The following is a 21,422-nucleotide window of genomic DNA, read 5'->3' on the forward strand; positions in this document are numbered from 1 at the left end:
TTTATCGCGGCGGGCTTCATTTCCTAGGCGGCTTCTGGTACAAAGGCCCCCGCAAAAGCGGGTGTCGTATAATGGCATTACTCCAGCTTCCCAAGCTGATAACGAGGGTTCGATTCCCTTCACCCGCTCCAGAATTCGAAATAGAAAAAAGCCCCGCTGATGCGGGGCTTTTTTGTTTCTGCTTTTCACATTCCCAGCCGCTTCACACCAACCGCCTCTCCTTAGAAGGCCGATACCCGTAATAGGAGCTGTAACACCGGCTGAAATGACTCCCCGTCACAAACCCGCACGCCAGCGCCACCTCGGCCACCGACAGCTTGGTGTGTTGCAACAGCCGCCGTGCTTCGGTGATGCGCAGTTCAAGGTAGTAGCGCTGTGGCGTGGTGCCGAGTTGTTCGCGGAAGAGGCGTTCGACTTGGCGGCGGGGGCGGCCGACGTATTCGGCGAGTTGGTCGAGTTCGAGCAATTCTTCCAGGTTGGCTTCCATCAGTTGCACCACTTCGCGGGTGGGGTCGCTGATTTTCAGGAGGGATTTGGGATTGACCCGACGATAGCGGGAGGCTTCGAAGGCGAGGATGTCTTCGATGCCGTCGACCAGTGCGCGGGTGTGCAGTTGTTTGATCCATTCCAGTATCAGCGTTGGCGCGCCAGAGGCGGATGAGGCGGTCAGGCGGTCGCGGTCGATGACGTAGGGCTCGCTGGTGACTTCGGCTCGTTTCGCGACTTCGGCCAGGGCATCACAAAGGGGACAGATTGATTAAACAGCTCTAGTTTAGAGTCGATTAATAAACCCGTCCGCTTTGTTTCCCTGACGCCGTTGCAATGCTCAAGGATTTGCATAAAAAAGAGATAAGGCGCGTCGGCGGGAGCGGACAGTGATTTCCTGGTCCTCTTTTTGCCCTACAGGCCTCCTACAGGTTCAAACGGTGTCCCATCAACCTCACAAGGCCAAAGGAGACGCACGGTATAACAACCTGGACGAAAGACACCAAGACGCACAAGGATTAAATAGATAAATATCGCTTACAACGCTATATTTTCTGTCAGATTTCAGAAAAACGCTCTCCAGCGCGGACACCAAACTAATGATTGTCGATTTTACACTCAAAAATTTCAGATCTTTTCGCGACGAGGCAGTACTCAGCCTCCACGCTGAGCATCCAAAAAATAACCTTTTGGACAACATCGCTTACCCACTGAATAACGACCTGGGCATCCTTCGTAGCGCAGTTATATATGGGGCAAATGCCTCTGGAAAGTCGAACATTTTGCTAGGCTTCAAGGCTATAAAGCATCTCGTCAGTGACAGTCACGCTTATAAAGAGTCACGAAAAATTTATTGCTACGAACCCTACTTACTAGATGCAGACAGCAAGACAAAACCTATCGTATTCGAAATCGAATTCGTCATCCCAGATGACCATCGATATATTTATCAAATTAGCTACACCGAGCGGGAAATTGTTTCTGAGTCCCTCGATTTCTATCCAAGCCGCTCAAAAGCCAACATCTTTGAACGAAAAAAAAATGACACGTGGGAGACCATCTCGTTTGGGGGACATTATAAAGGTGGAATCAAACGCATCCCATTTTTCAAAAACTGCAGCTATCTTTCCAAAGCTGGAAACAGCCCGGCCTCACCTGAAATAATCAGAAAGGTCTATAACTATTTGACACAGATGCTCGTTATCTCGAGCCAACACGAAATGCCAGTGGGTGATATCTATTCTCACGACATGATGTTGCAATTAACTAGCGACATGCTCTCTAGAGTCGATATCGGAATATCAACAGTATCGAGAGAAGAAAACGATCTTTCATCTTTTGGATCGTTCCCTACTGATATGCCGAACTCTGTAAAAGAGAGATTTTTAAGCCAACATAAATATACCTTCTTTTTCCATCACAAAAACAGTGAAGGAGCAGATGTGAAATTTGAACAGCGTGAAGAATCCGAGGGCACTCAAAAGCTCTTCGCGATGTTCCCCTCTATCCTTTCAACATTAAAAATTGGCAACGTGCTTTTTATTGACGAGCTAGAAAACAGTTTCCACCCCCATATTGCCGAGTCAATTGTAAAGCTCTTCAACGACCCAGAAATAAACGTCAATGGCGCTCAACTTATATTCACCACACACAATGTAGAGCTTATGTCCCCTCGTCTTTATCGAAGGGATCAAATTTGGTTCACGAGCAAGAAATCCGGAGTATCGAAACTTTATTCATTGGATGAGTTTGATAAAACCGTGGTCACTGCAACTAGCCCTTACGGTGACTGGTACCAGGACGGAAGGTTTGGTGCGATCCCAGCCCTGAAATATCAAGACATCCGCAGTCATATAATCGAGTCGCTCGGATTAGATGAGGACTTAAAAAGAAAAAATGAAGCCGCACAAATAAAAGAAGCATAAACATGCCAAAAAAGCGTTCATCGAATAAAGCAAAAGTTCTGCGTCGCATGCACATCTATTGCGAAGGACGGAAGACCGAACCGAACTATCTGGAGTCGTACATTCAGGATAAATTTGGCGATAGATTGCGCGACGTCGTAGTAGTCGAAAACGCTAAGAGCAATACACCGGTACAATTAGTTACGGAGGCGATGAAAGGAAAAAACGGCGGATCCCATCCGAAAGGAGATGAGTACTGGGTTGTATACGACAGAGAGTCGCCTGCTAAATATGACGATTCTCTTCATGAACGGGCTTTCAACCTTGCCGCAAGTAACGGAATAAACATCGCCCTCAGCAATGTTTGCTTTGAGTTCTGGATTATCCTACACTTCATTGACAGCAATGCCCCTTATAGTTGCTTCGACGACTTGCTATCAAATAGCTGCTTAAAAGATAAAATCCGAACTCTCACTGGGAAAAACTATGACAAAGGTTCAAATGGAATCTACAGATTAGTTTCGGAAGATGTCGGAAGAGCGAGAGCTCGAGCTATCCGGATCAATGCTCAAACGTTGGCGACTGCCCCTCCAAACACAACTCGGCCTTACCTGCTTAACCCATATACAGACGTGCCAAAGTTGCTAAATGCAATAGACGAGTTCGAACCATAAAAGGCGAATCAGATCCGCAATTATGGAGCTGACTCTAAGCGATAATTGGTTTTAGATGGCTCGCAAGCTTTTGCTGGTAGTCGCAGCCGAAGTAAACAGCGCTACGTTACTAACAATAGGACCGCCCGCGTGCACATAGCTAGCAATTCGCCTATCCATTTTCTCGGCCAGGATCTGCAGGGCGTTGACAGCCTCAGATCTTATCCAAATTTTCGACGGGATTAAATGCTGGGCTCGTTAAAACTCCTTTATCCGCTCCTACAGGTTGCCGCCGCCGTAGTGTTGTATTTTTACCCCACCATGTTCAGATCGCGCCCAGTGGCCTGGTGCACATCGTCAACTGCCGCCAGCGTCGCGGAGCCGCCCGACAACAGCTTGAGCGCACCCAGCGCCTCGATCTTCTTGAAGCCATCAATGATTCAGTGGAGTGGTCGTCCACCGTCCTAGTGTGGCTCAGTAATGCCTCTGGGGTGTCCACTTCTCTCTCGATGACCTTGTCAAGGATTTTCTCGTCAGTTTGCGTCGGCGTCCACACGCGGCTTACAGGCCTCGCTGGGTTGCCAAACCTGACCCCCTTTCCGGTACTTTGGGCAAGCTCAGGCCATGGGCAGCATTTGATGATAAAGGGCTCGTGCGGCCTGTCGTAGGCGAAGCCGATCACCACGGTTGTGCCCTTTTCTGGAAAGCCAAACATGCCGGATTCCTGGCCACCCATCGACGCCGGCACAGGCAGGCTGGTCAGGATAGGTAGATCCGGATCCGGCTCGCCGTCTTCACGCACTACTTCAACGTCTTCGCGCAGCCCGAGCGCCGCCAACGCATCCGGTATAAACCACCCGCTCAGAACGTGACAGGTGGTAACCCCCTCAAATCGGGGAATTGGCGAAGTACGTTGCGCCGGATTGCACCGGCCCTCCAGATTTAAAACCCATATGCCCCGCTGACGCGGCGCTGATGCGGGGCTTTTCTGTTTCTGCTTTTCACATTCCCAGCCGCTTCACACCAACCGCCTCTCCTTAGAAGGCCGATACCCGTAATACGAGCTGTAACAGCGGCTGAAATGACTCCCCGTCACAAACCCGCACGCCAGCGCCACCTCGGCCACCGACAGCTTGGTGTGTTGCAACAGCCGCCGTGCTTCGGTGATGCGCAGTTCCAGGTAGTAGCGCTGTGGCGTGGTGCCGAGTTGTTCGCGGAACAGGCGTTCGACTTGGCGGCGGGAGCGGCCGACGTAGTCGGCGAGTTGGTCGAGTTCGAGCAATTCTTCCAGGTTGGCTTCCATCAGTTGCACCACTTCGCGGGTGGGGTCGCTGATTTTCAGGAGGGATTTGGGATTGACCCGACGATAGCGGGAGGCTTCGAAGGCGAGGATGTCTTCGATGCCGTCGACCAGTGCGCGGGTGTGCAGTTGTTTGATCCATTCAAGAATCAGCGTTGGCGCGCCAGAGGCGGATGAGGCGGTCAGGCGGTCACGGTCGATGACGTAGGGCTCGCTGGTGACTTCAGCTCGTTTCGCGACTTCGGCCAGGGCGGAGCGGTGTTCGGGGTGAATGGCGCAGCGGTAGCCGTTGAGCAAGCCGGCGTTGCCGAGAAACCAGGCGCCGTTCCATAGGCCGCCGAGGGGAATGTTCAGGGCGGCGGCGTCTTTTAATAGGCGGTTCAAGTCGGCGCTGGCGTGCAAGGCGGTGCGGTAGCCGCCGCAGACCACCAGCAGGTCGAGGGCGCTCAGGCTGGCGTGGTTGAAGATGGCGTCTGGGCGAATGACGAGGCCCAGGTCGCTGATGACTTCATTGCCGTCGAGGCTGAAATGGCGCACGGCGAAGAGGCCGCTTTGCAGCAGGTTGGCGGTCACCAGGCTATCCAGGGCTTGGGTGAAGGCCGGCAGGGAGAAGTGTTCGAGTAGCAGAAACCCGACGCGCGTTTGCTTGCTCGCGGGCGTTTTCTCGTCGTCGAGGTAACGGTAGTTTTTGTTTTTCATCACGTCACTGAAGGTTCGACGTTGCATGCCAGGTGCCTCGTTGGTCGTGCCTTTGCCTATGGTCGCCCAGTCCGCGGCGGCGCCCATTCCTACAAACGACATGCGGGCAGCTCTGTTGCGCACAGCTGGCATAATCGGCGGCAACTCATAGCGGGAATAGATAAATGACCACTGAGAGCTACGACCAGATCGCGCTGTTTGCGGTGGTGGCGCAGGAGCGCAGTTTTACCCGTGCGGCGGCCAAGTTGGGTATGTCGCAGCCGGCGCTGAGTCGGGCCATGCGCCAGTTGGAAGAGCGCTTGGGCGTGCGCCTGTTGGCGCGCACCACGCGCAGTGTGTCGCCCACTGAAGCGGGTGAGCATTTGTTGCAGGTGGTGGCGCCACGGTTCGAGGAGATCAATGACGAGCTCGCGCTGCTCAGCGCATTTCGCGACAAACCGGCCGGCACATTACGCATTACCGCGGGCGAGCATGCGGCCAACACGGTGCTGCAACCGATGCTGGGGAAATTGCTGCCGGACCATCCGGATCTGAACATCGAGATCATCGTCGATTACGGCCTTACCGACATTGTTGCCGAAGGCTACGACGCTGGCGTGCGCATCGGCGAGCAGGTGGCCAAAGACATGGTTGCGGTGCGCATCGGTCCGGACTTTCGCTTTGCGGTTGTTGGCTCACCCGACTATTTCAGCCGCCATGCTCGCCCGAAAGTGCCGCGTGATTTGATGCAGCACAACTGCATCAACATGCGGCTGCCGACCTACGGCGGTATTTTCCCGTGGGAGTTTTCGAAGAAGGGCCAGGCACTGAAAGTGCGGGTTGAAGGGCAACTGGTGTTTAACACCATCGCCTTGCGGCTGGACGCGGCGCTGCAAGGGTTGGGCCTGACGTTTATGCCCGAAGACATCGTTCGGCCGCATATCGAAGCCGGCCGCCTGGTTCAGGTGCTGGCCGACTGGTGCACGCCCTACTCCGGCTATCACCTTTATTACCCCAGCCGCCGCCAGGCCTCGCCCGCCTTTACCCTGCTGCGCGAGGCCCTGCGTTATTCGGCGTAAGGGCTAGCGCGTTGCGGCCAAGGCGTCGCGGGCACGTTGCGCCGCATCGGCGTTGTGGTGGTCGGCCAGCACCTGCGCCGCCTGCTGCAATTGCGCAACGGTCAAGCCAACCCGCAGGCTTGCGGCCATGTGCGCGCGCAGTTGCGACTCGGCACCCGGCGTGGCGGCGAGTGCGCCGACGGTTGCCAGCTCACGGCTCTGCCAGTCGAGGTTGTCGCGCTCGAACAGATCGCCGAACAAATGCGTTTGCAGGAACTGATTGATCGCCGGGGCGAAATCGAACAGCGGACCCTGCACGGGCGCGCCGGCAATGTGTGTCTGGTTTGCCGTACCGGCGGCGAGCAAGGCATTGCCGGTGGGCGCTGCTCGACTCGGTTCACGGCCAGGAACGTCGGTGATGCCCCGCTGCTTGCGGGCATCGAGCACTTTCATCAGTTGCCCCAGGGCGTTGAGGCTGCGCGGAAAGCCGCTGTAGGCGTAGAGCTGCACCAGAACTTCCTTGGCTTCGCTAACGGTCAGTCCAGCATCCAGGCCTTGGTTCAGTGCAGCGTCGAGTGCGGGCAGATCGCTCGCCGCCACGGCCGCCGCCATTAGCGGAATGGCTTGCTGTTTAGCCGACAGCGTTTGCGAGGTGGCTGCTGGTGTTGCCTCGGGTCGAGGCGCGTGGGCTTGGCCGGCTTGGTATTGCTCGTCCGAGACCTTTTCCATCCAGTCCACTGCTTTGCCATCCACCGTGCCGGTGAGTGCCAGATGGGTCATGGGCGAGGAAGGCGCTGCGCCGTGCCAATGCTTGACGCCGGGCGGACACACCACCACATCGCCTGGGTGAATTTGCTGCACCGGCTTGCCCCATTCCTGAGTAAGGCCAATGCCTGACGTCACCACCAAGCGTTGCCCAGCCGGATGGGTATGCCAGGCCGAGCGCGAGCCGGGCTCGAAAGTGACGTAGGCGCCGGAAACTTCAATGTCAGTGTCGGCTGCAAACAAGGGCTCGACGCGCACAGGACCGGTAAAGAAATCATCCGGGCCTTTGACGGCGGCCTGCTCACCGGCCCGGCTGATGTGTTGCGCGGCGCTAATCTCGCCCGCGCCTGCTGCTGTTTCTACAAACGGGCTGGCCACGCACACGGCGAGACCTAAAAGGGTTCTGTTCATCAGGCGATGCTCCACGGGTAAGCGAGCAGCCACGGTAGCGCGCCAGAATTATTCGATAAACCGCACCCAGAACAATGCAGTCATAACTCACGCACATAAATTCCCCCCTGAGGCCTCGCAGAATTAGTGAACCCCAGCCACCCTACAAACCTAACTCTGTATAAGCTGCGCACCCTAACGCCCTCTCTCGCCAGGCCTCGCTATGACCCACCCTCGAATCGGTTTCGCCTGCCAGTACAAACACCCAGACCGTGAGTTGTCGCCCTCGGCGCTGAAGCTGGTGGAAACCCCTTTCAACCCACGCACCACCACCCTGCGCTGGATGGAAAGCGTGGAGCCGCAGGTGGCGCGGGAAAAATTGCTGGAGGTGGTGCTGCATAACCTGGCCGCGCAGTTGCGTTTGCTGGCATACGTGGCCGAGCTGCCGCTGCCCTTGCGCATGCTGCGGTTGAGCAGCGACTTGCTGCCGTTTTATAGCCACCCGAAAGTGCATGGCTTTTATCAGGATCCGGCCATCGCGCAGCAACTGGTCGATGGCTTTGCCGCCATTGGCACGGCGGCGCGCGCGGCGAATATTCGTTTGTCGTTTCACCCCGGCCAGTACTGCGTGCTGGGTTCGGAGAACCCCGGTGTGGTGGAAAACAGCGTGGCGGAATTCGAATACCACGCCGACATGATTCGAATGATGGGCTACGGTCAGCGCTTCCAAGACCTCAAGTGCAACGTCCATATCGCCGGGCGCCTGGGCGTTGAGGGCACGCGCGCAGTGTGGGCGCGGCTGTCTGAAGTGGCGCGCAATTGCATCACCTTTGAAAACGATGAAAAGACCTATGGGCTGGATGACTGTCTGAAAATGGCCGACCTGGCGCCCGTGGTGTTGGACATCCACCACTGCTGGATTCACGAGAACGACTACATCGCCCCCGACGATCCTAGGGTGCAACGCGTGATCGACAGCTGGCGCGGGCTGCGCCCCACCATGCACTACTCGCAGCCGCCGGAAAGCTTGCAGGCCTTCGGGTTCGGTGCCGAGCAGAAACTGGAAATGGCGGAGCTGCTGAAGGTAGTGTCCAAGCGCGACCTGTATGCCCACAGCGACATGATGTGGAACCGCTGGACCAACGATTACGCCCTGCAGTTTCTCGACCGCTTCGACATCATGCTCGAAGCCAAAAACAAGAACCTGGCATCGCTGGCGTTTTATGATTACAGCCAGACCTCCAGAGGTTGAGCGCTTACTCCCGATTCACACCCCAACTACACGTTAAAACTCATGCTTACAATCCGCCCCTCTCACGCTCGCGATAGCGAGCGCGTTGTCGACATCTGGTGCAACGCTGTCGATGCCACTCACCATTTTTTGACCCCCGCCGACCGCATCGCCATCGAAGCCGACGTGCGCGCATTTCTGCCCGCAGCGCCGCTGTTGTTGGCGGTGGATCAGTCCGACCGTGCGCTGGGTTTTATGCTGCTTGATGGCAGCCACATGGAGGCCTTGTTTATCGACCCGGCCCATCGTGGTCAGGGCGTGGGTCGGCTGTTGGTTGAGCATGGACTGACCCTGTGCGGGTCGATGAGCACGGACGTCAACGAGCAGAACGAGCAAGCGGTCGGTTTCTATCAACGCCTGGGTTTCACGGTGTTCGGCCGCTCGCCGCTGGATGGTCAGGGACGTGCTTATCCGCTGCTGCACCTGCAGTATTCGCATGCCGGGAATTAGAGTCTTGCCAAGGAAGCGGCAGCGCCAGCTGCGACACGGTCACATTTTTTCAAAGCACGGATGATTGGCATTGAACGTTCTGGCACTTCCAATCTCTACCGATGGCTCGTGACGCGCCTGGCCGCCTCTGCGTTTGATCAAGGTTAACGACTAGGAATGCGCGCTCAAACCGGCAACAATGCGCGTCTTACACAACCACGTTGCACGCGCATCTTTCGAAGCTGGTTGAGATCAGCAGAGGGCTTAGGTTTGGATCAGTTAAAACGCCTCAAAAGTGGAATCGCCGGCCTGGATACGCTGTTGAAGGGCGGCTTTGTTGCGGGCGCGTCGTACATTATTCAAGGGCGGCCAGGGTCGGGCAAAACGATCCTGGCGAACCAGCTTGGCTTTAATCACGTGAACAATGGCGGCCGAGTGTTGTTCGCCACCCTGCTCGCGGAGCCGCATGACCGGCTGTTTCATTTCTTGTCGACCCTGAGCTTTTTCGACAAGACGCAGATCGGCGAAAACATTCAATTTGTCAGCGCTTTCGACACCCTGGAAAACGAAGGGTTGGAAGAAGTGGTGAAGCTGTTGCGCCGTGAGATCAGTCGGCAGAAAGCCACCGTCATGATTCTCGACGGGCTGCTTAACGCTCGCTCGCGCGCCGAATCGCCCATCGACACGAAAAAGTTTATTTCCGAACTCCAAGGGCACGCCGCATTTGCCGGCTGCACCGTTTTGTTTTTGACCAGTTCCCAGTTGGAAGACGGCAGCCCGGAACACACCATGGTTGATGGCGTAATTGAGATCGGCGAAGAAGCCATCGGGCCGCGAACCGTACGCCGCATCAAACTGCGAAAGACGCGAGGCAGCGGCGCGCTACCGGGTGTGCATGAATTCGAAATTACCGACGACGGCCTCATTGTGTACCCGCGCTTTGAAAGCTTTTTCAATCGTCCCTCGCGCCCCGACAGCGATTACCTGGTGCGCGTCAGTAGCGGCATCGAGTCGCTCGACGAGTTTATCGGCGGCGGTCTGGCTGGCTCTTCCGTGACCCTGGTGGCCGGCCCTGCGGGCGCTGGCAAAACTTCCATTGGCATCGAGTTCATTGGCGAGTGCACGGAGCAGGAACCTGGCCTGTACTTCGGCTTCTACGAGTCGCCACAGCGCCTGCGCCTTAAAGCTGCGGCTTTGGGTCATGATTTCAAAGCCATGGAAGCCAGTGGCGCACTCCATGTGATGTGGAACTCGACCACTGCCGGCCTGATCGATCGCTTGGGTTACGCCTTGCTCGATACCGTCGAGAAGCACGGCATCAAGCGCGTATTCATCGACAGCCTGGGCGGCATGGCGCGCGTATCGGCCGACCGTTCACGGGTGCAAGATTTCTATTCGGCCTTAATGGCTGAACTTCGCTCCCGCGGCGTGACCGTGCTGGCCACCTGGGAAATCCAGAGTTTGCTCGGCAGCCAGATCGACGCCCCGGCGCCCGACCTCTCAAGCATCGTCGACAACCTGCTCCTCGTCCGGTTTGAGCAAAATGGTTCTGAACTTCAGCGCCAACTATCGATTCTGAAAATAAGAGATAGCGCTTATGACCCGTCGTTGATGGAAGTCGTCATCGGAACTCCTGGTATATCAGTGAAGAAGGTCTGAAGCATGCGCTGGGCGACACAATCAACGACGGGGACAACGACGTTCCTGCCTGTTTTCCAAGTGCTCTGCAAAGCAGCAGGGGCGCTATGAAGACGGTGTTGATTCTCGACGACGAATATTTGATCGCGGACATTTTGAGCTACGCGCTCGAAGACGAGGGCATCCTCACCGTGACAGCAGGTCGTGGTCAGAAAGCCCTGGAAATTCTCGACCGCGAACGCCCGGATTTGATCATCACCGACTTTATGATGCCGGGCATGACCGGCATCGAATTCGCCGAAGCGGTGCGCAAACGGGAAACCCACGCGAACACGCCGATGATTTTAATGAGCGGCGCGCAAGCTCATTTGGGCGTGGGGCGACCGGACTTGTTTATCGACGTGCTGGAAAAGCCTTTCGATATTCTGAAGGTCATCGACAAGGTCAAGGCCGTACTCAAGATGGACGACTGAGTCGTTTCGCCTGCAAGCAAAGCCCCTCTCCCGCCCTTCGGGCACCCTCTCCCGTTTGCGGGCGAGGGGACTACTCAAATCCGTGTAAGCCTCCAGCACATCGCCTGCACAAAATGCGCTCCCACTAGGGGCGCGACGGCGCGGGACCATTGAACACGGTGTAAGGCAGAAACAGCGTATCGGCTACCACGCACAACGGAATGTCGATAACCACCAGCGGAATGAATGCGGCCAGCGGCCCGGCGTTCCCATCGGTCAACCCCTTCAAATACTCAATTTCAGTAGCCGTTCCACAATAGGGATGGGCGCCGCATTGCGCGTTCTCATTGAACGTTTCGCTCACCGTGGCGCAGCCGGATGCTGTAGCGATGACGGCCGCTATTGCTAAATGGCGCAGACGCCAAAATACGCATTTCATGGAAAAGCCCTCACCTTCGAACCGAAACCAGCTGAACGTACACGGAACGGTACGCTAGCGCGGGCCTTGGTGCGCCTTAAGAATTCTCGCTTCCGGCCAATTGCATCGAGCCTTGGTCTTTTATCCACGAATTCGTCGGGAAACGTACGGTTCGGCACGCTTACGTGACCGTCTGTACATTCGGCGACTGCGAGCCCGTCGGCGATGGCATGAGCGAACTACGGGTGTTTGTTGGGCCAGGGTACCGGGTGTATTTCACACGCATCGGCCTTACCACTTACATGCTGCTTTGGGGCAGCGACAAGTCGGACCAGCGTCGGGGCATAAAGCGCGCGAAAGAAATTCTTAATGCGGCGCGAGGGAATCGAACATGAGCAAACCAACATTCAATCCGCAAGACATGCCGATCATCGAAGTGGATCTGTCCAACACCACTCCCTACGAGGCGTCTCGCTTTCTCAACACCCCCGAGGAAATCAGTGCGTACCTCGCTGAAAGCATGAAATCGCAAGACCCACACATTCTGCTGAATGCCCTGGCCCAAGTGGCGAAAGCCAAAGGCGTAAATAACGTTGCTCAGGCGGCGGGGGTTAATCGAGAGAGTCTTTATAAATCGCTGAAAGGCGGCGAAAAGACCCGCTTCTCGACGATCAATAAACTGATGATTGCAATGGGCGTGGAGCTGACGGTTCGGCCTATTGCGTCGACCTCTCCGGTAAAGCGTTGATGACTGCTTCGCGCTCTACCCCTTCATCGCAGTGAGCGCCACGCTCAGCATCAGCCAAAACGCCACGGCAAACGCCGTGCTCAGCACCAGCGTCACGCCAAACACCGCCTTCGCCACCTTCGACCACCTGCGCTGCACGGCATGAAAATGCGCGTAGCTGGCCCAGCGTTTATGCCGCCACGCCAAGGTGCGGCCGCGTGCGGTGATGTACAGCCACACGCCGACGCCCAGCAGCGTGGCCAAGGTATTGAGCGCGGAGTACCGCTGCACCATAAACGGCGCCATAAAGGCCAGAAAACTCAGCGCGCCAAACCACACGCCGTTGCTTAACGCCCATACGCCACCGAACACAAACGCGCCCCAGCTGCCGCCTCGCGCTTGCGGCGGCACGGTGCGCATGGGATTGCCGGAGGTGTTCGCAATGTCGGGGAGTTCGAGGGTTTCGCTCATGCTTTTTATTGCTTCGCGCGCTGGTAAAACTCGGTGAGGTCTTCCTCGGCGCGTTCGAGCAGGTAGTCGTCGTCTGCCGTTTTAGCCAGTTCTACGCGTTGCTGGAAATAGGCCAGGGCCTGGGCGTTGTCGCCCTGTTCATGGGCCAGTACGCCGAGTTGAAACAGCCCATCGAGCTCGATATCGAGCTTGTCGTGCTGGCGCGACAGGCTCACCACGCGCTGTAGGTACGCCTCGCTCTGCGCCAGGTCTTTTAGCTCGTACGCGTTTTGCGCCAGGTTGGTGAGCATGCCGGTGAGCTCGGCTTCGTCGGCACCGAATGTGGCTTCGGCATCGGTCAGCAGTTGCTGGTTATAGGCCAGCGCCGCAGCGTATTCGCCATGAATATGCAGCCAATAACCCAGCTCCTGCCGCAGGCCGAACTGCTGTCGCACGTCCAGGCTGTGATCCTGCGGAATCAGTGCGATGGCGGCGCGAAGGTGTTCGATCACCTCTTCGGTCAGCTCCAACTCGGCCGCGCCCATGGACAAACTGTAATGCAGCGCCAGCACTTCGTCCGGCGCCAGCACCGGGCTGTGCTGTTGAATCGCCAGCGCTTTCAAGCCGTAGCTGCGTTGCTCTTGCCACTCATCGCGCTTGCCCTGCAACAGCGCCAGCGCGGCATAGAGTTCGGCGAGTTCGACGGAGTGTTCGCCTTGGGCTTCGGCCAATGGAATCAGGGCGGTGAGGTCGGCATGCATCTGCGAGCCACTGAAAATGCCTTCGGGATCAAGCAAGGTGGCGCGCAGCGGCGTGAAGCGTTCTGCGAAGGTGCTATTCGGCAAGGTGACGACCATAGGGGGCGGTGTGGAGTCTTGCATGGGTAAAGTCCTTTTCAGTCAGGGCCGCTTTGTAGAGTGGATGTGCGGCGATACCGTTCATGGCGAAACGCAGCCAGCCTGTGCGCAACGTCGATTTCGATCAAGACTGATTAAACCGGATGCGGTTTCCGAACGGGTCATGCACTTCCATGACTTTTCCCCACGGCATGTTTTCGATACCCGGGCGGCCGTAGCCGTATTGCTTGGCCAGCAGCTCGGCGTGATAAGCCTCGATGTTTTCCATCGGCACGAAGACGGTTGAGCCAGGGCACGCATCGCCGTGGTGTTCGGACAGGTGCAGGCTCAAACCGGCGCGCTCAATGCCCATGTACAACGGCAATGAAGGTTCGAAGCGATGTTCGAACTCCACGTTGAAACCGAGAAAACCCAGATAAAACTCCCGCGCTTTCGCTTCGTCGAAAATACGCAAGACAGGAACGGCGTTGGTGAAGCGAATATTGTTTTGCGTGGACATTGTTCTCCCTCCATTTATGGATGTGTGCGCTACTTAAACGGCACCGGAACACACCATAACGCCAGGGCGCAGAGCGCTCGGCGCACTGTAGTCAGCGGGTTGCTGGCTTGCCAAGCGCTGCCTCGGTTGAGGCTGCCGGTTTGCGCGATGGGCCATTTTTGCATGCAACGAAGATTATTTTCCGCGTGCTGAACGGGCTACTTAAGGCTAAACATCCGCGCGTCGTAGATAAACGCACGGGTGTTGACCACGGCGATGTCGAAGCGCGCACGGTGGTTGGGGGTTAGTACAAGGTTGTTGGCCAAGGGGTTAACGACCGAGGGAATAATCAGACCGAACTTGCCGGAGTGTTGCAGAAAGTGGGTGCCGTAGGCGCGGCTCGGTACATCGGCAGGTAGGCGGTCCCAGCCTGGCGGCAGATCGCTGAGGGCCGGCTGAACGTAAAGACTGGCGTCGTCGGGCAGCGCTAACTCCACCATCACCAGCGGCATCTGCGGTGGGCCGCTTTGGTGAACGAAGGTTTCCAATACGCAGGTGGACGAATCCAGGGCCAGGTAAATGGCCGGCACGTCTTGCTCGTTCCAGCGCCCGCCTTCCTTGGCGGCGCCCATGCCGTCGAGGTTGTGCGCCCATTTCGCGGTGCACAGTCGCCATGCCCGCATCAGACCACGCCACCGTATTCAATCGCGCGCAATACCCGACGCACCTGGGCGGCGCTGATGTCGTTGTCGCACAACGACAACGGTGCCTGTCCGCCCAGAGCGACGTTTGCGCGCTTCATCCAGGCGGTGGCTTTGGCTTCGTCTTCGAACACCTCGATTGCCAGCGCCGTAATGGCGGCGATGCGCAACACGCGCTCGGTGGTGGACGGGTCGAGCAAGGCGTTGTCGCGGCTCTTGCGAGTGAGGGTGGACTCGGAGACCAGCAACACCTTCGATAACTCGCCCACCGAGATATCAAACGTTTTCCCCAGGCTGCGAGCCAGATTCGCACTCAGCCCGTGGCGAATGACGCCCACCTGAACTTCATCGCTCATGGTTTGCACGCTGCGGGTGATGGCGGGAAAGTCATTAGGCTCATCCGGCCAGACGATGCCCGCCGGCACATTCCAAATCGCGGCCGGCGCGGCGTGGTGGTAATGGGCTGGCATTTCAGCAACAGCGATGGGCGCGCGCTCTGGCTTTTCAGCGGCGTCGGACTGTTTTGCCGGAGCATTTGCGGGTTTTTTACGGGAAGCCATGGGGCCACTCCTTCAGTCATTTGACTGACGCAGATAATGCAAATGACTGTACACCCGACAGCGCAGCATGCCCAGCTGAACATCCGGTAGGACGCTTGCCGTAAAACCGAGCTTTCACATCGAGCCGCCCTCCCCGTTACTATCGCCGGCCTACCCTGTTAGCCGCGAGTATCGCTATGAGTGCCAGTATCGCCCCGGTGGAATTGTCCAAAGCCTATCGCCTGCTCAACCACGGCCCCACCGTGCTGGTGTCGGCGCGCCATGCCGGCGTGACCAACGTAATGGCCGCCGCCTGGGCCTGCGCCTTGGACTTTTCGCCGCCCAAGCTCACGGTAGTCATCGACAAAGCCACGCGCACCCGCGCCTTGGTGGAAGGCAGCGGCGAGTTTGTGATTCAAGTGCCCACCGCCGCCCAAGCCCAGCTCACCCACACGGTGGGCAACCACAGCCTGGCCGACGACGCCGACAAGCTCGCCCATGCCGGCGTGCAATTAATGGAGTTCGCGGGATACGACTTGCCGTTCGTGGCGGGTTGCTCCGCCTGGCTGGCCTGCCGGCGAATTCCCGAGCCGCACAACGAGCAGACCTATGACTTGTTTATTGCCGAGGTGGTAGGCGCCTGGGCTGACACTCGCGCCTTTGCCAATGGCCATTGGCAGTTCGAACACGCCGACCCCGAACTGCGCAGCCTGCACTATGTGGCAGGCGGGCAGTTTTATCTGACGGGGGATTCGCGGGTGGTGAAGGTCGACTGATCAGGCAGGTAAGAAAACGGCGATGTCGATTTCGTCGATCTGTTCCGCCTGCAAGTAGCGTTTGGCGTAGCGCTGCGGCATGCCACTGCGCAGGAACAGGGCGAACAGGTCGGCATCGATATGCCCCTTGTCGCGCAGGTTGGCCAAGATGCGCACCGATTCGGACAAGGTCTTGGCTTTCTTATACGGGCGGTCAGAGGCAGTCAGCGCTTCGAACACGTCGGCAATGGCCATGATGCGCGCCGGAATCGACAGTTTGTCTTTGTCCAATTGCCGCGGATATCCGGTGCCCATCAGCGTTTCGTGGTGGGTGCCGGCGTATTCGGGTACGCGCTTGAGGTTGGCGGGCAGCGGCAGGTTTTCCAGCATCATGATGGTCTGGATGATGTGTTCGTTGATCTTGTAGCGCTCTTCGGCCGTCAACGTGCCGCGGCTGACACTCAGGTTGTAGAGCTCGCCGTAGTTGTACAGGTGCTCGGGCACCGTGACCTTGAAGCCGTATTTGGGGTCGTACTCGCGGCTCGCCAGGCGCGGGAAGATGTGCTGTGGCTTGTCGGCCAGCAGCGCTTCCTGCGCCGGCAATTCCACCACTGCAAGGTGTTCGACGCGGTGCAATTCACCTTCGGACAACCCCAGGCGATCATCGAAGTGGCGCAGCCAGAGCCGCTTGCCAATCTGATTCAAGCGCTCGATGCGCTCAGGCTCCATCAGCTCGCTGCCAATGTTGCATTCAGCCACGTAGGCGAAGTCGTCTTGCAACTGCGCCATGGCGCGCTGGTAGTCGGCACGCGCGACGTCTTCGTCAACGCCATCGCGAATGGCTTCCAGGCAGGCGATATGGGCGTCGCGCAGCAGCACTTCAAACCGCATGCGTACTTCGTGGATGCGGTTGTAGATGGTTTCCAGTTTGGTGGCTTTGTCGACCACGTGTTCGGGCGTGGTGATCTTGCCGCAATCGTGCAGCCAGGCGCCGATGCGGAATTCGCGCCATTCGTCTGCCGAGTTGAAGCTGAAATCGGCCAATGGCCCTTCGCTGACCTTGCAGGCTTCTTCGGCCAGCATCAGCGCCAGCTCCGGCACGCGTTCGCAGTGGGCGCCCGTGTAGGCGCTTTTGGCGTCGATGGCGCCGGCGAGAATTTCGATCATGGCGTCGATCAGCGCTTTCTGCGCGTCGATTAAGTTGTGGTTGTCCAGGGCGATGGCCGCTTGGGAAGCCAAGGCGCCGACAAACGAGAGCACTTGCGGCGAGAACGCCACCACTTCGCCGGTGAGCGGGTCGAGCGCGTTCATAAATTGCAGCACGCCAATCACTTCGCCCTGACGCGGCGCCAACGGCACGCTGAGCATCGACACGGTGTGGTAGCCGGACTCGGCATCGAAATGGCGGGTGCCGCTGAGGTCGAAACGGGTTTCGGCGTACACGTCGTCGATCACCACGGCCTTGTTGTGCAACGCGGTGTAGGTGGACACATGACGCTCGTTGGGCAGGCCGCTAACCGGGTCGTGCAGCACGATTTCGCTGGCCGGCAGGTCGTCGTCCATCGAGCGCAACGCAAAGCGCAGCGTGTCGTTCTCGGTTTTCAGGTACATGGTCGCGGCTTGGGCGTTACAGATGAGTTTGCCCTGCATCAGGATGTGCTTGAGCAGCGCATCGCGGTCGCGCTCGGAGGACAGCAGCAAACCGTTTTCCACCAGGCTGGCGAGCTTGGCTTGGGTTTCCTGCAAAGTTTGGGTTTGCAGCTGCAACGCGGCCTTCATGCTCGAATGGTTGCGGTTGAGGCTGTCGACCTCATGGAACATCGAGGCTTTGGGCTGCTCGCCCGAGAAGTCCAGATTGCGGATTAGGCGCGTGTCTTCGGCCAGGCGTTCGATGGTGCGGTTGATGCTGTCCATGCCGTTGAGCGCCAACGGCAAGGTGCACAAAAGCACCAGCACCGACAGGCACAGCACAGTGGTCGGCGCGAGGCCAAAAGTCAGTGCCAGAATCGGCAGCAACTGCAGAAGAAAAAACGCGGTTAGAACAACTGACCAGTTCTTAAATCTGAACTTGATAAATCCTGTTGTCATACTGCAACCCGTTATTAAAATTTCCTTTTTGCCGTAATACTGGCAAATCACGTTGATCGCAGCTTTTATAAGTAGCGACAATACGGCGTCACACGTTTCGCACCGTTTTACCCAGCTTGCTCAGAGGGTGTTGAGCCCAAGAATTCGGGTCATCAGGGAGACTAGTATGTTTGTGCCAAAAAAAACCAGCCTATGGTTATGCGGTTTGCTTGCGCCACTGTTTTTTTCGTCATGGCTGCATGCCGCCGACGAGCCGTCGACGCAACCTGCCGCTAGCAAAGCCATTGGTTATGTAATGAAAACCGAGGGTGAAGCGGCCGTCATTGTCGACGGTAAGCCGCAGCCCGCCAAGGTCGGAATGCCAGTTTTTGTTGGCAGCTCGATTAAAACCGGCGCCAACGGCTCGTTGGGCGTGACGCTGGAAGACAATACGTTGATGTCGTTCGGCCCCAACAGCCAGCTGAGTTTCGATGCGTTCCAGTACGAGCCCAGTGAGCAAGACCTCAAGCTCAGCGCGAAGATCACCCACGGCACGCTCAATTACATTTCGGGCGTGATCGCCAAGCTCAAACCCGAAGCCGTGGAGATCAATACCCCCACCGGCACTATCGGCGTGCGCGGCACCCATTTTCTGGTGAAGGTGGACTGAGCCTGTTCATGCCTGGGTATCTGATTCGCGGCCTAGCCGTTCTGTTGTTGGCCCTGTGCGCCACGGGCTGTGCCACGTCGAAGTCTTATGTGGTGTTGATGGAAAGCCCCGACGGCACCACCGGCGCCATCGTCGTGCAAACGGCCAACGGCAGGACCCGTGTCGATAAAAAGCTCAACGCCGTGGCGCTCGATGGCAAAACCGTCAACACCTTTGCCGTCGAGCCGCCACGCGTGCAGCAAGATTTCTCCGCCGCGCTGGGCGCGCAACCGGCACTGCCGATCACCTTCCGTCTGTACTTTGATTCCGGCACGGCCAACCTCACCAAAGAGTCGAAAGGCGAATTCCAGAGCGTGCTCAGCACGTTGCGCGAGCGCGGGCCGTCGGCCGTGTCGGTGATCGGCCATACCGACACCGAAGGCAAGAGCAAGTGGAATGAGCAAATTGGCCTGAAGCGCGCCACGGCCATTGCCGAGATGTTCAAGAAGGAACGCATCGAGGTGATCGAGTTGGTGGTGACGTCCCACGGCGAAAGCAATTTGCTGATCAAAACGCCGGACGACACTCCCGAGCCCCGTAACCGGCGCGTGGAAATCATCGTCCGCTAGCTCACTTGCGGTTCATGGCAAACGCATCGCCCTGCTCCCCCGCCAGCAACCGCTGCCAGTGAAACTGCACCAAGCCATCATTCGGGCGTTGCTCATGCAGCGCCGCGAATGCCGCCAGCGCGCCGGCATCGCCGGCCATCAGCAACACGTAGGCCGCGTCATACGGCTCGTCCGCTGCGCTTATCGGCTCGAACACTTCCACTGCCGCCGACTTGCCCTTGAGCTGCACCTTGCCCACCGCGCGCATCGGCACCTGCGGATTGCTACGTGCAATAGCCGCCGACACACACACGCGCGTGCCGAGGTGCTGGTTGAGGCTTTCCAGGCGCGAGGTGGTGTTCACCGGGTCGCCCAAGGCGCGGTAGTCGAAAATGGTCGAGCCACCGAAATTGCCCACCACCACTTCCCCGCTGTGCACGCCGATACGGGTTTGGCCGAAGGCGGTGCCGCACGCTTGCAGCTGCGAGACATAACCTTGCGCAAAGCGGTCGATTTCCAGCGCGCAGTTCAGCGCGCGCTGGGCATGGTCGGTCTGTGGCAGCGGCGCTGAAAACATAATGGCCACGGCATCGCCAACAATGCGGTCGAGCGTGCCGTCGTGGCGAAAGGCAATGCCGATCACTTCTTCCAGGTAATCGTTGAGCAGGCTGACCACGGCTTCAGGGCTTTGCCGCTCCATCATTTCGGTAAAACCGGTTAGGTCGGTGAACACAAAACTGCACACCTGGCGCTTGCCACCAAGCGTCAGTTGGCCGGGGTTATCCACCAAGTGTTTGACCAGGTTGGGCGACACGTAACGCGAAAACGCCTCGCGCACCCAGCGCTGTTCCCGCTCACTGGCGACGTGGTGACTGATGCTCGCCACGCTGTAAATCAGCGCCAAACCGATGCCAGGGGTGAACAAATCAAGCAACACGCGATGCTCGGTGAAGGCGTACCAACTGGCGCCGTTTGCAGCGCCGATCAGCAGCGCCGTCAGCACGGCCGCCACCAGCGCGGGCAGGCGCAGCGCCAACAGCGCCACCAGCACGCTGCCGAGCACCAGCACCAGCGCTTCGACCGCAACCGCCCAGCCCGGCCGCTGTAAAAACTCGCCGCTGAGAATTTGCTCCAGCGCCTGCGCGTGGACTTCAACGCCCGGAATGATGCCGCCCAATGGACTGAAGCGCAGGTCTTGCAGGCCCTGGGCGGAGGTGCCGATCAAGGCAATGCTGCCGGCCAAACCTTCTGGCGCCTGCCCGGCCAACACTTGCCAGACAGGGATGGTCCGCGCCGCTTGCGGCTCGGTGAAGTGCACCCAGAATTCGCCGCGCCGGTTGGTGGGAATCTGCACGCGGCCGATGTCGATTTGTTCAATACCCGCCTCGCCGGCCCGCACTCGGTACATGCCCGCCCGCTGCGCCACGCGCAAAGCTTCGGCCACCAGCGACGGTCGTACTTGCTCGCCCAGCGCCAGTAGCAACGGCACTTTGCGCACCACGCCGTCAGTGTCGGGCTCGAACGTCAGCGCGCCCGTACCGGCCGCCGCTTGCTCCAATGCCGGCAAGGCGCGCACGGCCGAGGCGTAACTGGGCAGAAACGCCAGCGGCGGTTGCCCGGCAGTCACCAGACCAAAGCGGCTCAAGGGTAATTCACCGCCAGCACCGCGCCGCTCGGTAGCAAAGCCGAGTACCACGTTGCGCGCGGTCAGCGTGTTGGCCAGTTGCGCATCGTGATCGGGCAAGGCTTGCAGCTGGCTGATCAGCCCATCGTCCAGGCCCTGATCTTTCAACAGCGACGCCGGCGAGGTGCGGTCCGGCTCGGCAAACAGCACGTCGAAGACAATCGCCGCCGTGCCCGCCTCATGCAGCTTGGTCACCAACTCGGCCACCCGCGTGCGTGGCCACGGCCATTGGCCCAGGCGCGCCAGGCTGGCTTCGTCGATATCGATAATGCGCACGGGCGCGTTGTTATACGCGCGCGGCTGCCAGCGCTGGTATTGGTCGAACACGGCGTTGTGCAGCTTTTGCACGGGCAACGGCGCCGTCACCAGCACCGCCGCGCTGAGCGCTACGGCAATTGCGCAACTAAATAGGCTGAGCGTCACACCTCGGCGCTTGAGCATTGGG

General features: G+C 58.3%; 21 protein-coding genes, 1 tRNA gene and 3 pseudogenes. 13 read left to right on the plus strand and 12 right to left on the minus strand.

Translation table 11 applies throughout. The annotated features are described in order from the left end of the window. The first annotated feature begins 57 nt into the window (after positions 1–57). Positions 58–131 (plus strand) — tRNA-Gly (locus ACZZZU_RS07080). Positions 132–202: 71 nt separating this feature from the next. Here the strand turns inward: ACZZZU_RS07080 and ACZZZU_RS07085 are convergent. After that, positions 203–736, minus strand: a pseudogene (locus ACZZZU_RS07085) (helix-turn-helix domain-containing protein); the annotation flags it as partial. Positions 737–1,085: 349 nt separating this feature from the next. On the opposite strand from ACZZZU_RS07085, the gene ACZZZU_RS07090 reads away from it, so the two are divergent. Continuing rightward, entirely contained in the window at positions 1,086–2,411 is a 1,326-nt protein-coding gene (locus ACZZZU_RS07090) for an AAA family ATPase (RefSeq protein ID WP_463550206.1), read from the plus strand. 2 nt (positions 2,412–2,413) lie between these two features. Continuing rightward, complete coding sequence (locus ACZZZU_RS07095; protein WP_463550207.1) at positions 2,414–3,064, plus strand: RloB family protein; 651 nt, start codon at positions 2,414–2,416, stop codon at positions 3,062–3,064. A 51-nt stretch (positions 3,065–3,115) separates the two neighbouring features. Here ACZZZU_RS07095 and ACZZZU_RS07100 read toward each other — a convergent pair. Beyond that, positions 3,116–3,985, minus strand: a pseudogene (locus ACZZZU_RS07100) (hypothetical protein). Between the two features lie 76 nt (positions 3,986–4,061). Continuing rightward, on the minus strand, positions 4,062–5,069 hold the full coding sequence (locus ACZZZU_RS07105; RefSeq protein ID WP_463550208.1) for a GlxA family transcriptional regulator: 1,008 nt from the start codon (positions 5,067–5,069) through the stop codon (positions 4,062–4,064). A gap of 137 nt (positions 5,070–5,206) precedes the next feature. On the opposite strand from ACZZZU_RS07105, the gene ACZZZU_RS07110 reads away from it, so the two are divergent. Further along, positions 5,207–6,100, plus strand: a complete 894-nt coding sequence (locus ACZZZU_RS07110) for a LysR family transcriptional regulator (protein WP_463550209.1) — start codon at positions 5,207–5,209, stop codon at positions 6,098–6,100. Positions 6,101–6,103: 3 nt separating this feature from the next. Here ACZZZU_RS07110 and ACZZZU_RS07115 read toward each other — a convergent pair whose 3' ends face one another. Continuing rightward, entirely contained in the window at positions 6,104–7,255 is a 1,152-nt protein-coding gene (locus ACZZZU_RS07115) for a (R)-mandelonitrile lyase (protein ID WP_463550210.1), read from the minus strand. A 202-nt stretch (positions 7,256–7,457) separates the two neighbouring features. Here ACZZZU_RS07115 and ACZZZU_RS07120 point away from each other — a divergent pair, with 202 nt between their 5' ends. From ACZZZU_RS07120 to ACZZZU_RS07135, 4 genes are all read left to right on the plus strand, one after another. Continuing rightward, positions 7,458–8,486, plus strand: a complete 1,029-nt coding sequence (locus ACZZZU_RS07120) for a UV damage endonuclease UvsE (RefSeq protein ID WP_463550211.1) — start codon at positions 7,458–7,460, stop codon at positions 8,484–8,486. Positions 8,487–8,528: 42 nt separating this feature from the next. Beyond that, entirely contained in the window at positions 8,529–8,975 is a 447-nt protein-coding gene (locus ACZZZU_RS07125) for an acetyltransferase (RefSeq protein WP_463383420.1), read from the plus strand. A gap of 249 nt (positions 8,976–9,224) precedes the next feature. After that, positions 9,225–10,613, plus strand: a complete 1,389-nt coding sequence (locus ACZZZU_RS07130; RefSeq protein WP_463383421.1) for an ATPase domain-containing protein — start codon at positions 9,225–9,227, stop codon at positions 10,611–10,613. A gap of 86 nt (positions 10,614–10,699) precedes the next feature. Further along, entirely contained in the window at positions 10,700–11,065 is a 366-nt protein-coding gene (locus tag ACZZZU_RS07135) for a response regulator (RefSeq protein WP_122493787.1), read from the plus strand. 124 nt (positions 11,066–11,189) lie between these two features. Here the strand turns inward: ACZZZU_RS07135 and ACZZZU_RS07140 are convergent, their stop codons facing one another. Then, positions 11,190–11,483 carry a YceK/YidQ family lipoprotein gene (locus tag ACZZZU_RS07140; protein WP_463539635.1) on the minus strand — a complete coding sequence of 98 codons (294 nt, stop codon included), beginning with the start codon at positions 11,481–11,483 and terminating at the stop codon, positions 11,190–11,192. A gap of 122 nt (positions 11,484–11,605) precedes the next feature. Here ACZZZU_RS07140 and ACZZZU_RS07145 point away from each other — a divergent pair, with 122 nt between their 5' ends. Further along, entirely contained in the window at positions 11,606–11,857 is a 252-nt protein-coding gene (locus ACZZZU_RS07145; RefSeq protein WP_463552118.1) for a type II toxin-antitoxin system RelE/ParE family toxin, read from the plus strand. Continuing rightward, positions 11,854–12,210 (plus strand): addiction module antidote protein, encoded by a 357-nt coding sequence (locus tag ACZZZU_RS07150; protein WP_122493790.1) that lies wholly within the window; start codon positions 11,854–11,856, stop codon positions 12,208–12,210. The genes ACZZZU_RS07145 and ACZZZU_RS07150 overlap by 4 nt, the downstream gene beginning before the upstream one ends. A 15-nt stretch (positions 12,211–12,225) precedes the next feature. On the opposite strand, the gene ACZZZU_RS07155 is transcribed toward ACZZZU_RS07150, so the two are convergent. The 5 genes and pseudogenes from ACZZZU_RS07155 to parS all read right to left on the minus strand — a co-directional run bounded on the left by ACZZZU_RS07155 (position 12,226) and on the right by parS (position 15,235). After that, entirely contained in the window at positions 12,226–12,660 is a 435-nt protein-coding gene (locus ACZZZU_RS07155; RefSeq protein ID WP_463550212.1) for a hypothetical protein, read from the minus strand. Between the two features lie 5 nt (positions 12,661–12,665). After that, a complete protein-coding gene (locus ACZZZU_RS07160; RefSeq protein ID WP_463550213.1) occupies positions 12,666–13,520 on the minus strand; it encodes a tetratricopeptide repeat protein in 855 nt (284 codons plus the stop codon). 100 nt (positions 13,521–13,620) lie between these two features. Beyond that, positions 13,621–13,977, minus strand: a pseudogene (locus ACZZZU_RS07165) (glyoxalase superfamily protein); the annotation flags it as partial. 215 nt (positions 13,978–14,192) lie between these two features. Beyond that, the gene (locus ACZZZU_RS07170) at positions 14,193–14,657 is read right to left on the minus strand and encodes an RES family NAD+ phosphorylase (RefSeq protein ID WP_463550214.1); all 465 of its coding nucleotides are present in this window, start codon (positions 14,655–14,657) and stop codon (positions 14,193–14,195) included. After that, a complete protein-coding gene (parS, locus tag ACZZZU_RS07175) occupies positions 14,657–15,235 on the minus strand; it encodes a type II RES/Xre toxin-antitoxin system antitoxin (RefSeq protein WP_463550215.1) in 579 nt (192 codons plus the stop codon). Before parS ends, ACZZZU_RS07170 begins: the two co-directional genes overlap by 1 nt. Positions 15,236–15,411: 176 nt before the next feature. Here parS and ACZZZU_RS07180 point away from each other — a divergent pair, with 176 nt between their 5' ends. Next, positions 15,412–15,990 (plus strand): flavin reductase family protein, encoded by a 579-nt coding sequence (locus ACZZZU_RS07180; RefSeq protein ID WP_122493796.1) that lies wholly within the window; start codon positions 15,412–15,414, stop codon positions 15,988–15,990. On the opposite strand, the gene ACZZZU_RS07185 is transcribed toward ACZZZU_RS07180, so the two are convergent. Beyond that, on the minus strand, positions 15,991–18,057 hold the full coding sequence (locus ACZZZU_RS07185; protein WP_122493797.1) for an HD family phosphohydrolase: 2,067 nt from the start codon (positions 18,055–18,057) through the stop codon (positions 15,991–15,993). Between the two features lie 166 nt (positions 18,058–18,223). Here ACZZZU_RS07185 and ACZZZU_RS07190 point away from each other — a divergent pair, with 166 nt between their 5' ends. Both ACZZZU_RS07190 and ACZZZU_RS07195 read left to right on the plus strand, forming a co-directional pair. Then, positions 18,224–18,706, plus strand: coding sequence for a FecR domain-containing protein (locus ACZZZU_RS07190; protein WP_122493798.1), 483 nt, complete (start codon positions 18,224–18,226; stop codon positions 18,704–18,706). An 8-nt stretch (positions 18,707–18,714) separates the two neighbouring features. Continuing rightward, a complete protein-coding gene (locus ACZZZU_RS07195) occupies positions 18,715–19,314 on the plus strand; it encodes an OmpA family protein (RefSeq protein WP_463550216.1) in 600 nt (199 codons plus the stop codon). 1 nt (position 19,315) lies between these two features. Here the strand turns inward: ACZZZU_RS07195 and ACZZZU_RS07200 are convergent, their stop codons facing one another. Beyond that, positions 19,316–21,418, minus strand: coding sequence for a CHASE2 domain-containing protein (locus tag ACZZZU_RS07200; protein WP_463550217.1), 2,103 nt, complete (start codon positions 21,416–21,418; stop codon positions 19,316–19,318). Between the last annotated feature and the right edge of the window lie 4 nt (positions 21,419–21,422).

Source organism: Pseudomonas sp. AC136, from assembly GCF_979258585.1.

Bases quoted from the DNA above. Each gene is read 5' to 3' on its own strand.
- ACZZZU_RS07190 (WP_122493798.1), top strand. From the start codon at position 18,224: ATGTTTGTGCCAAAAAAAACCAGCCTATGGTTATGCGGTTTGCTTGCG.
- ACZZZU_RS07195 (WP_463550216.1), top strand. From the start codon at position 18,715: ATGCCTGGGTATCTGATTCGCGGCCTAGCCGTTCTGTTGTTGGCCCTG.
- ACZZZU_RS07150 (WP_122493790.1), top strand. From the start codon at position 11,854: ATGAGCAAACCAACATTCAATCCGCAAGACATGCCGATCATCGAAGTG.
- ACZZZU_RS07185 (WP_122493797.1), bottom strand. From the start codon at position 18,057: ATGACAACAGGATTTATCAAGTTCAGATTTAAGAACTGGTCAGTTGTT.
- ACZZZU_RS07095 (WP_463550207.1), top strand. From the start codon at position 2,414: ATGCCAAAAAAGCGTTCATCGAATAAAGCAAAAGTTCTGCGTCGCATG.
- ACZZZU_RS07155 (WP_463550212.1), bottom strand. From the start codon at position 12,660: ATGAGCGAAACCCTCGAACTCCCCGACATTGCGAACACCTCCGGCAAT.
- ACZZZU_RS07140 (WP_463539635.1), bottom strand. From the start codon at position 11,483: ATGAAATGCGTATTTTGGCGTCTGCGCCATTTAGCAATAGCGGCCGTC.
- ACZZZU_RS07105 (WP_463550208.1), bottom strand. From the start codon at position 5,069: ATGCAACGTCGAACCTTCAGTGACGTGATGAAAAACAAAAACTACCGT.
- ACZZZU_RS07110 (WP_463550209.1), top strand. From the start codon at position 5,207: ATGACCACTGAGAGCTACGACCAGATCGCGCTGTTTGCGGTGGTGGCG.
- ACZZZU_RS07090 (WP_463550206.1), top strand. From the start codon at position 1,086: ATGATTGTCGATTTTACACTCAAAAATTTCAGATCTTTTCGCGACGAG.
- parS (WP_463550215.1), bottom strand. From the start codon at position 15,235: ATGGCTTCCCGTAAAAAACCCGCAAATGCTCCGGCAAAACAGTCCGAC.
- ACZZZU_RS07160 (WP_463550213.1), bottom strand. From the start codon at position 13,520: ATGCAAGACTCCACACCGCCCCCTATGGTCGTCACCTTGCCGAATAGC.
- ACZZZU_RS07180 (WP_122493796.1), top strand. From the start codon at position 15,412: ATGAGTGCCAGTATCGCCCCGGTGGAATTGTCCAAAGCCTATCGCCTG.
- ACZZZU_RS07170 (WP_463550214.1), bottom strand. From the start codon at position 14,657: ATGCGGGCATGGCGACTGTGCACCGCGAAATGGGCGCACAACCTCGAC.
- ACZZZU_RS07200 (WP_463550217.1), bottom strand. From the start codon at position 21,418: ATGCTCAAGCGCCGAGGTGTGACGCTCAGCCTATTTAGTTGCGCAATT.
- ACZZZU_RS07135 (WP_122493787.1), top strand. From the start codon at position 10,700: ATGAAGACGGTGTTGATTCTCGACGACGAATATTTGATCGCGGACATT.
- ACZZZU_RS07115 (WP_463550210.1), bottom strand. From the start codon at position 7,255: ATGAACAGAACCCTTTTAGGTCTCGCCGTGTGCGTGGCCAGCCCGTTT.
- ACZZZU_RS07120 (WP_463550211.1), top strand. From the start codon at position 7,458: ATGACCCACCCTCGAATCGGTTTCGCCTGCCAGTACAAACACCCAGAC.
- ACZZZU_RS07125 (WP_463383420.1), top strand. From the start codon at position 8,529: ATGCTTACAATCCGCCCCTCTCACGCTCGCGATAGCGAGCGCGTTGTC.